Source organism: Deltaproteobacteria bacterium, from assembly GCA_019309045.1.
Classification (GTDB): domain Bacteria; phylum Desulfobacterota; class Syntrophobacteria; order BM002; family BM002; genus JAFDGZ01.
Genome location: JAFDGZ010000124.1, coordinates 1 through 6,324, shown reverse-complemented (window position 1 = coordinate 6,324; position 6,324 = coordinate 1). Strand labels below are relative to the sequence as shown.

Annotated in this window: 5 protein-coding genes; all 5 read right to left on the bottom strand. The window is 54.7% G+C overall.

Annotated elements, in window-relative coordinates:
• On the bottom strand, positions 1 to 1,982 hold a 1,982-nt coding region (locus tag JRI89_16145; protein ID MBW2072768.1), incomplete at its 3' end, for a CoB--CoM heterodisulfide reductase iron-sulfur subunit A family protein.
• 23 nt (positions 1,983 to 2,005) lie between these two features.
• The gene (locus tag JRI89_16140; GenBank protein MBW2072767.1) at positions 2,006 to 2,890 is read right to left on the bottom strand and encodes a CoB--CoM heterodisulfide reductase iron-sulfur subunit B family protein; all 885 of its coding nucleotides are present in this window, start codon (positions 2,888 to 2,890) and stop codon (positions 2,006 to 2,008) included.
• An 11-nt stretch (positions 2,891 to 2,901) separates the two neighbouring features.
• On the bottom strand, positions 2,902 to 3,489 hold the full coding sequence (locus JRI89_16135) for a 4Fe-4S dicluster domain-containing protein (GenBank protein MBW2072766.1): 588 nt from the start codon (positions 3,487 to 3,489) through the stop codon (positions 2,902 to 2,904).
• A 199-nt stretch (positions 3,490 to 3,688) separates the two neighbouring features.
• The gene (locus JRI89_16130) at positions 3,689 to 4,600 is read right to left on the bottom strand and encodes a CoB--CoM heterodisulfide reductase iron-sulfur subunit B family protein (protein MBW2072765.1); all 912 of its coding nucleotides are present in this window, start codon (positions 4,598 to 4,600) and stop codon (positions 3,689 to 3,691) included.
• A gap of 9 nt (positions 4,601 to 4,609) precedes the next feature.
• A partial coding sequence (locus JRI89_16125) for a 4Fe-4S dicluster domain-containing protein (GenBank protein ID MBW2072764.1) occupies positions 4,610 to 6,324 on the bottom strand: 1,715 nt, incomplete at its 5' end.

Sequence of the window (6,324 nt, the reverse complement as noted above, 5' to 3'; positions counted from 1 at the left end):
CGGTGCGTTCTGACTCGCGCAGCAAGCCGATCAGCCAATCTTTTCGGAGAGTAGCCCTCCAGGGTGTGGTGTATAAGGCGCGCCACGCCTCCAAGTGAGGACTCTTTTTCCACCAAAAGGGCATTGATCCCCTGGTCAGCCAGGGTGAGCGCTGCAGTCATTCCTGCCAGACCGCCGCCGATTACCAGTGCTCGCGGCACCACCGGGGTAACCACCTCTGCAACCGGTTCCAGCAGAGCTGCTCGGGCCACTGCTGCCTTAATCAAACTCCTGGCCTTGGCAGCGGCGGCTTCCCTGTCATCCGCATGGACCCAGGCACACTGATCACGAATGTTGGCCATTTCGAAGAGGTGCTTGTTCAGTCCGGCCTTGGCGATTGTTTCCTGAAAGAGTGGTTCATGAGTCCGGGGAGAACAGGCGGCAACTACCACACGGTTGAGGTGGTGTTCTCTAACCAGGCTGCTGATCTGTTCCTGAGTCTGGGTGGCACAACTGAAAGTAAAATCTTCAGTGGCAACCACGTTGGGTAGGTTGCCGGCAAAGTCGCGGAGCTCGTCCACGGGCAGAACTCCTGCAATGTTTCGCCCGCAATGACAGACGAAGACCCCGATGCGGGGTTCTTCTCCAAGGACATCGCGCTCCGGGCGTTGAACTGTCTCGACTTTCCTGTGTTGGCGATAGGGCGCCAGCAGAGCAGCGGCGCTGCCTGCTGCAGCACTGGCGGCAGCCACCGCTTCGGGAATGTCTTTGGGACCATCAAGGGTGCCGCAGACAAATATTCCATCTCTGGAGGTCAAACCGGGCTCCTCGAGGTCTGCGGCCACAAAACCAAAGCGGTTCTGCTCCAGACCCAGGCGGCTTATGAGCGGCTGGAAGTTGGAGTGAGGCTTGAAGCCGGCGGACAGTACTACAAGGTCGAATTCTTGCTGGCAGTGCTGCAAGGTGTCACGATCATAGTATTCAAGGAGAAGATTGTGTGTCCTGGGATCCTCGATTACCTGAGACAGCATGCTCCTGACGAATTTGACGCCGTAGTGGTTCCTGGCCCGGAGAACATAGCGGTCGAAGTCTTTGCCCTGCGCCCTGATGTCCATATAGAAAATGGTGGCGGCAGCACCATGCTGGTGTTCACAGGTAAGCAGAGCCTGCTTGACCGCAGCCATGCAGCAGACCGAAGAGCAGAAATTGCGCTGCCGAGCACTGTCTCTGGAGGCGACACACTGGATCCAGGCAACTTGCGTGGGAGGAGCGCCGTCAGATGGCCGCTGGAGGTGGCCGGCAAAGGGACCGGTGGCTGAAAGCAACCGCTCATACTCCAGATTGGTGACCACATTGGGATAGCGGCCATGGCCATACTCGCCGGCCTGTGGTACGAGCGCCAGTTCATAGCCGCCTGCTAGTATGACCGCCCCTATCTGCAGTTCACGCAGCTGTTCCTGCTCATCCAGGCGAACCGCCTTTGTTGGACAGAACTTTTCGCAGGCACGGCACCTACCCTTGACGAAGTAAATGCAATTTCTCGTATCAATTCGCGGTACCAGGGGTATTGCCTGTGGATAAAGAAAATAAATTGCCTTCCTGGTGTCCAAACCTGCATTATACTCATTCTTTACCTTTTTAGGACACTTGTCCACACACACTCCGCAGCTGATGCAGCTGTCCTGATCCACATAACGAGGATGTTGCCTTATTCTGGCCTGGAAGTGGCCGGCTTCTCCCTCGAGCTCCTCCAGCTCCGCCAAGGTGAGGATCTCGATATTTGGATGCCTGGAACAGGAGACCATTCTGGGTGAGATCATACACATGGAGCAATCGTTGGTGGGGAAGGTTTTGTCCAGCCGCGCCATGTTGCCGCCGATGCTGGGAGAACAATCCAGCAGATAGACAAAGTGGTCCATGGCAGCAAGATCGAGGGCAGCCTGCATACCGGCGATACCGGCACCAACTACGAGAACAGCGCTGTTTGGACTCTGCTTGGACATACAGTGTTCTCTCGAGCTCTAATTTACCCGGAAGCAATCATCTCTCTGTCTTCTGTTGAAATCTGGCGAAGCCTGGCAATAAGAGGCTGTGGGTCCACGAGGTGGCTCTTCAGCCCTGGAACAATGGCCTGCAGCCCAAAGGCCACACCAAGGATCTCGGTGTAGTAAAAAATCGGCAGTTGCCAGTGCCATCCATGTCGCTCGCGAAGTTCTGGCTGCAGAAGATCGAGATTGTTTTGACACAGTGGGCAGCAGACTACCATGGCGTCAGCACCAGTGGCACGTGCCCAGGTCAGCAATTTTGCCACCAGAGTAAGGCCGATATCCTTGCGCGCGATGCCGGAACTGGCACCGCAGCAGGTTCCTTTGAAGGACCAGTCCAAAGGGGTAGCGCCGACTGCCTGGACAAGATGGTCGAGATGCATTGGATTCTCGTAGTCGCTGTAGCCGGTGATCTTTGGAGGACGAACGACCTGACAGCCGTAATAGCAAACGACTTTCATGCCAGTAAGGGGAAATCGCAGCCGCTGCTGTATCTTCTGCAGCATGGGTTTGCTGGACAGGTAGCGGGCCAGATCGACAACGCTAAAATCGAGATGCAGAGACCAGAGATCATCTGCTCGTTTCTGTCTGAGCATTTCTCGGCAGAGGCTCAATCGCTTGAAACACATGGGGCAAGCTACCGCCAGATCACGGCCCTCTGCTTCTGCGACGGCAAGATTGCGGCCCGGCAGCAATATAGCCATGCGCTCGTCTAGACTGTGAGCCGCAGTGGCGCCGCAGCAGGTCCAGTCTGGCAGCTCCAGTAGCCTGAGTCCGAGAGCGCCCACCACGTGGCTGATGGATTCCCGGTAGTCCCAGGTCATGGATTGGAGGGCACAGCCCGGATAGAAAGTAAGATCTCTCATGAGTGTACCTTTCAGCGGCCATAGTGATGCAAGAGGGCCCGTATCTCCTTCACTGCTCGGCTCCTTTCCGGCAGCAAGCGAAGCCGTTTTCTGCGAAACAGGCTCATACCCAGCTTGACATCCTTTCTCACCTCATCCAAAGGTGGAAGATTGCCTGCTGTGAGCAGCCGCCACTTGTAGCGCTGCATGAGTTGCAGATCGTTGATCCGACCGTACTTGTGCAAAACATCCAGGAATATTTCATGGAAAAGGGCTATTTCTTTTTCGGCCGGTTTCCTGCCGCTGGAGATTACACTGTTTTTCAAATGATTCATGAGGCCGGCCACATCTATTTCGTTCGGGCAGTAGGTAGAGCACATCTCACAGGAAAGGCAGACCCACACTGCCGAACTCTCGAGCAGTTTCTCCCTCTGGCCGAATTGAACCAGCCGGACTGCCTGGTGAGGCTTGATGTCCATGAAGGTGCTCACTGGACAGCTATTGGTGCAGCGCAGACACTGGTAACAGGAGGCCACTTGAATGCCTGTTTCCATGGCTATGGCGTGCGCCCACAGTTGGTCTCCGGCTGAAAGTGGCAGCAGCTGTACCTGTTGCTCCATAGTAGTATCCTGCAAAGTAGAATCGTAAACGAGCGGTTGTTGTCATTTAGCTGACTACACTTTTACACCTAGGGAGGATACTGCACAAGGGCCATGTCATCTTGGCAAAAGAAAGATTGGCCAGCGCTTTCGGTCCTCCTGAGTGCGGGGAGACGGTTTGCCAGCATGGGCTGCTCCAAACAAGAGGTTCAAGGTCAAGTCATACGTGTACACATGGTCCAGGCGAGCCAGCAGTGCCAATTCTTGCACACAACATCTCTGCCATATCTATGGACAGCTGGTTCATATGCATCCCCAGCACCTTTTCATCAATGCCCAGGCTCATGCCCAGAAGTTGGGGGTAGAGAATAGAGGGCAGCCGACATGCAGCAGTTCTTCTGGCAAGCAGCAGCTGCTGAACCCGGTCGAACTGGAGCTGACAGTAGGCACAGGCAACACAGAGGTAATCGGCGCCCGACTTCTTGGCGTTGCTGAGTTTGGTGGCGGTGAGATCCATTGACAACTCGTCGTTGATACCCCAGACAGGAGAGCCACAGCAATCCGTCTTGCTTGCCCAGTTGATGCTCTCCGCTCCAGTGAGTTCCACCAGCTGGTCGAACTTGCGTGGTGAGAATGGGTTGTCGAACTGGATGATGTGCCTTGGTCTGAGAAGGTGACAGCCGTAGTGGGTAGCGATCTTCAGACCCTGGAAGGTACGGACGACGCTTCTCTTCAGGGTCTCGAGGCCGATGTCGTGATAGAGAACCTCTAGTAGATGTCTGGCCTGAATGCTTCCCTGGAAAGTCAGTTGTTCTCTGGCAAGAAGCTCATTGATTTCTTCTTGCAATTTTTCGTTTTCCTGCAACATGTGGGCTACATGCTTCAGGGTTCCGTAACAGCAATTGCACATGGTGAGAAGGTGGAGTCCCCTGCTTTCGGCTAGCGCCAGGTTTCTGGCGGAGGAGAGCACATGGGCTTTGAAATTATAATTTCGCAAAGGATAGCCGCAGCAACTCATGTCCTTGATATCGACGATTTCCACCCCAAGTTTTTCAAGGACGGCGTTGGTGGAAAGTTCGTACTGCTTGAGGAAAATGGGTGTGGTACAGCAGCGTTGGAAGGCGTACTTCATCTTGTCCTCCTAGAGGGATATTCTTTTTTGAGCCATTGAAATTGCCACTGATTTGAGCTCATAGAGTACCTCGGCAACGTGCACTCCCTGGGGACAGTGATCCTGACACTGATAGCAACCAAGGCAATCCCACAGCATTCTCGAGCCGAATACCAGGTCCCAGAGCCTCATGCCAACGGCATGCATGATCTGATGGGGCAGCAGTCCTAGAGATTCATTCGGTCTTACATAGTTGCGCACCACGGGGCAGGCATTCGAGCAGGTCACACAGCGGAAGCAGTGCGAGAAGGTATTTGCCTGCAGGGACGCTTTGAGTCTATCCTGGAGTTCGCCATTACCGGGAACCCAGCCAGAATTGTCCCCCCGAGCGAGCGGCAGGCTGCCGCTAAGGTCTCCGTTGAGAGTTACGGCTCTTTTAACGAGTTCCAGGGGCTGCAGGTATTGATCTTGGGTGAGGGACTCTTTCCTGAAACCCCGATAGACAGACAGAGGGGAGAGCAGTAGAAATTCTGGATATCCTCGTAGCAAGAGAGTCTCTCTCACATTGAACCACAAGTTCTGCAAATCGATTCCGGCTGGACAGGCCTCAGTGCATCGATAGCAATTGGAGCAGAGGTACAGGCCCTCCTGCACGGTCCTGATCTCCTGCTCCTGGAGCTTTTTTTGGGCAGCCAGGGCCCTGATAGAAGCAATTTTTTCAGATGGCAGGATATTGATATTGGGGATCTCGTTGTGCACCACGGCTACGGCGCACACAGAACTACAAGCGCCGCAGTGAGTGCAGGCGTCGAGCTCCAGAATACGCTTGGTGGTCAGGTTGGCAGGATCCGACTGCTGGGTGTCCATAACAGCGTTGGCCATGAGGCTCAGGGGAGTGGCAAAAATATGAAACATCTTGCTGAATGGTAGATAAGCGAGTCCAGCAAGGCAGAAGATAAAGTGCAGGTACCAGAGCAGTGTGGACAAGTACAGCCGGTCGGCAGTGAGCGCCACTGGTTTGAGGACCCAGGCCACAGAATAGCCGGCGAATGCCCACTGTGGGCGAGAGTGGCACTCCAGACAGCTCATTTCATGAGCCTCGCGGCCGAGCTCCATGGTGGCTGGCTCAAATGGGGCCCTGAGTCGGGGAGAAACTACCCCGAAATTTTCAATCCAGAATGATTCGAGGGCCTTTGACTCCTGCTCATCGGCCTGGATGGTGTACTCCTGGACCATGTCCTGGTATCTGCTGTATGAACTAATCTTGCTTCCTTCCAGGAGGAAGCCGCTCAGGACGATTACTGCGACGATAGCTATGGCATACTTGTCCATCGGGTTGCTGTAAAGACGTGGGACCCTGAGGATGAAGCGGCGATATATGGCGATGGCCACGCCCAGCAATATGAGGATGCCAAACAAGTCCCGCAAGAAAAGGAACGGGTTCAGCGTGGGCTGGTAGCTTGCAAAAATTAGGGGGGTCAGGAAGCTATCCAGGCCGTGCATGAGCAGCAAGAGCATGAAGCCGGTATAGATACACATATGCATGGCCCACCTGAGACGATCTTGCCTGAAAAGCCGCAGCTGCAGGAGGACGTCCAGGAGGAAAACCCTTAGCAAAACCAGTATCCTGGTGCTCAGTAGCGTACGGGCAATTCCCTTGCAGGCAGCAGCAGCTCTTCGGTAGGGAGATATATGCTCCACATGGTGTCCTATGGTGTAGCGAAACCAGGTCGAGACCTTGTACA

Bases quoted from the DNA above. Each gene is read 5' to 3' on its own strand.
- JRI89_16140 (MBW2072767.1), bottom strand. From the start codon at position 2,890: ATGAGAGATCTTACTTTCTATCCGGGCTGTGCCCTCCAATCCATGACC.
- JRI89_16135 (MBW2072766.1), bottom strand. From the start codon at position 3,489: ATGGAGCAACAGGTACAGCTGCTGCCACTTTCAGCCGGAGACCAACTG.
- JRI89_16130 (MBW2072765.1), bottom strand. From the start codon at position 4,600: ATGAAGTACGCCTTCCAACGCTGCTGTACCACACCCATTTTCCTCAAG.